The organism is Saccharopolyspora elongata (assembly GCF_004348985.1).
Lineage (GTDB): Bacteria > Actinomycetota > Actinomycetes > Mycobacteriales > Pseudonocardiaceae > Saccharopolyspora > Saccharopolyspora elongata.
Genome location: NZ_SMKW01000196.1, coordinates 1 through 2,600 on the forward strand (window position 1 = coordinate 1; position 2,600 = coordinate 2,600).

Here is a 2,600-nt window from a genome sequence, read left to right on the forward strand (position 1 = left end):
CCGCGGCGGTGAACGACAGCGTCGCCGAGCGTTCGTAGTTCAGGCCGATGGCCTTGCCCAGGGCGAACGATCCGGCCCACATCACGGCGAAGTAGACCAGCAGCGGCAGCGCGATGCGGACTACGTCCAGCGGGTTGGAGGTGATCGCGTCGCCCTGGAGGGCGAAGAGGATCACGATGGTGAACAGCAGCCCGTAGAGGGCGACCGGCCCGATCTTGGGCAGGAACTGGTCCTCATACCACTGGCGGCCCTTGGCCTTCTCGCCGAGCTTGCGGGTGAGGTAGCCGGCGACGAGCGGGATGCCGAGGAAGATCAGCACATTCTTGGCGATCTCCCACGCCGAAACGTCCAGCCCGACCTGGGGCAGGCCGAGCCAGCCCGGCAGCACCGACAGGTAGAACCAGCCGAGGCCGGCGAAGGCGATGACCTGGAACACCGAGTTCAGCGCCACGAGGACGGCGGCGGCCTCCCGGTCGCCGCAGGCCAGGTCGTTCCAGATGATCACCATGGCGATGCAGCGCGCCAGGCCCACGATGATCAGGCCGGTGCGGTACTCGGGCAGGTCGGGCAGGAAGATCCAGGCCAGCGCGAACATCAGTGCCGGGCCGAGGACCCAGTTCAGCACCAACGAGGAGACCATGAGGCGCTTGTCGCCGGTGACGGTGTCCAGCCGGTCGTAGCGGACCTTGGCCAGCACCGGGTACATCATCACCAGCAAGCCCAGGGCGATCGGCAGCGAGACCCCGTCGATCTGCACCGTGTCCAGTGCCGGGCCGAGCTCGGGAATCCACCGTCCCGCGAGCAAGCCGACGACCATGGCGGCGCCGATCCACACCGGCAGCAGCCGGTCCAGGGTGGACAGTTTGGCGACCACAGCGTTGTCGGTGCCCTGGCTCATGCCGTCACCACCGCGTCCGTCGCGGGGGCCAGGGAGTCCGACAGCAGCCGCAGGGTCTCGGGGCGGACGCGGTAGTAGATCCACGTGCCACGCCGGTCGCCCTCGACGATCCCGGCTTCGCGCAGAACCTTGAGGTGGTGGGAGATCGTGGGGCCGGAGAGCTCGAAGGCGTCGGTGAGGTCGCACACGCAGGCCTCGCCGCCGGCGTGGGAGGCGATCAGCGACAGCAGCCGCAGCCGCACCGGCTCGCCGATCGCCTTGAACACCTTCGCCAGCTCGGTGGCCTGTTCAGCGGTCAGCGGCTCGCGCATCACGGCGCTGGCACAGGGCTCGGCGTCGTCGCACGAGACGATCGGCAGCTCTTGGTTCGACATGCGTCTAACTTGACATTCATCTAGATAAGAACGCAAGCTCGGTGGCGGCCTTCCTGCCGCGATGTGACCGGCGACTCGCCGCGCCCCGGAAGGCCCGGTAGTCGTAAGCAGATCGAGGAGGCGTGGGAGTGGCCGGGGTCCGGGACGTGGTGGTGATCGGTGGCGGTCAGGCCGGGCTGGCGGCGGGGTATTTCCTGCGGCGGGCGGACCTGGACTTCGTCATCCTCGACGACCAGACCGAACCCGGTGGCGCCTGGCGGCACTACTGGGAATCGCTGCGGTTGTTCTCACCGGCCGAGTACAGCCCGCTACCCGGGTGGTGGATGCCCCGGCAACCCGGCGAAGAGTTCCCCACGGCCGAACACGTGGTGGATTACCTCGCCGCCTACGAACAGCGCTACCGGCTGCCGGTGCAGCGGCCCGTGCGGGTGGAGGATGTGCATGATGCGGGCGCGTGGCTGGCGGTGCAGACCGACCGGGGCGTGTGGCGGGCCCGGGTCGTGATCAGCGCGACCGGCACCTGGACGGCCCACCTGCCGTCCTACCCCGGCCAGGAGCTGTTCGCGGGCCAGCAGCTGCACACCATCGACTACCGCACCCCGCAGGAATTCTCCGGTCGGTGGCGGCAATTCCGCGGCGCAGATCCTCGCCGAGGTGTCCACTGTGGCCGAGACGACGTGGACGACCCTCCGGTCGCCGCGGTTCATGCCCGACGAGGTCGACGGGCGAGTGCTGTTCGACGTGGCCACCCAGCGCGAGGCCGCCCGCCGAGCCGGCATCCCCGACAACGGAGGACCGCGAAGCCTCGGCGATATCGTGATGGTGCCCAGCGTGCGCACCGCCCGGGACCGCGGTGTCCTGCGTGCAGAGCCGATGTTCGACGGGCTCACCGAACACGGGATCGCCTGGAACGACGGCACTGAGCTGGCTTGCGACGCGATCATCTGGTGCACCGGCTTCCGCCCCCACCTCGACCACCTCGCACCCCTGGGTCTGGGCCTGCGTGATGGTGTGGTGCTGACCGAGGGGACCCGCTGCCTTCAGGAGCCGCGACTGCACCTGCTCGGCTACGGGGACTGGACCGGCTGGGCCTCCGCCACGCTGGTCGGCGCCAGCCGGACCGCAAAGGCGACCGTGGCCGAGATCGCCGAGGAGCTCCAGCAGCGCGAAGCCCCCGGCTAAGGGTTCCTAACAAAGGGTTTTGATGTGTCGGTAGCAGATGATGCAGGTGGCCAGGCCGAGGAACGCTTCGTGGATGTCGTCGCGGCGTTCCCAGCGGATGCGGAGGCGTCGCATGCCGTGGTACCAGGCGATTGTGCGCTCGACGA

Annotated in this window: 3 protein-coding genes and 2 pseudogenes; 2 read left to right on the top strand and 3 right to left on the bottom strand. The window is 69.0% G+C overall.

What is annotated here, in order from left to right; translation table 11 throughout:
• A partial coding sequence (gene arsB / locus E1288_RS46215; RefSeq protein WP_132495669.1) for an ACR3 family arsenite efflux transporter occupies positions 1–898 on the bottom strand: 898 nt, incomplete at its 3' end.
• Positions 895–1,272 (bottom strand): ArsR/SmtB family transcription factor, encoded by a 378-nt coding sequence (locus tag E1288_RS46220; protein WP_132495671.1) that lies wholly within the window; start codon positions 1,270–1,272, stop codon positions 895–897. The genes E1288_RS46220 and arsB, both read right to left, overlap by 4 nt.
• Positions 1,273–1,424: 152 nt before the next feature.
• On the opposite strand from E1288_RS46220, the pseudogene E1288_RS50765 reads away from it, so the two are divergent.
• Together E1288_RS50765 and E1288_RS50770 are read left to right on the top strand one after the other, a co-directional pair.
• Positions 1,425–1,814, top strand: a pseudogene (locus E1288_RS50765) (NAD(P)-binding domain-containing protein); the annotation flags it as partial.
• 112 nt (positions 1,815–1,926) lie between these two features.
• Positions 1,927–2,454: a hypothetical protein gene (locus E1288_RS50770; protein ID WP_235884308.1), complete on the top strand. Its 528-nt coding sequence runs from the start codon at positions 1,927–1,929 to the stop codon at positions 2,452–2,454.
• Between the two features lie 6 nt (positions 2,455–2,460).
• On the opposite strand, the pseudogene E1288_RS49695 reads toward E1288_RS50770, so the two are convergent.
• Positions 2,461–2,600: pseudogene (locus E1288_RS49695) on the bottom strand (IS5/IS1182 family transposase); the annotation flags it as partial.

What these genes read in the sequence shown, in the direction of transcription:
- E1288_RS46220 (WP_132495671.1), bottom strand. Translation starts at nt 1,272, where the DNA reads ATGTCGAACCAAGAGCTGCCGATCGTCTCGTGCGACGACGCCGAGCCC.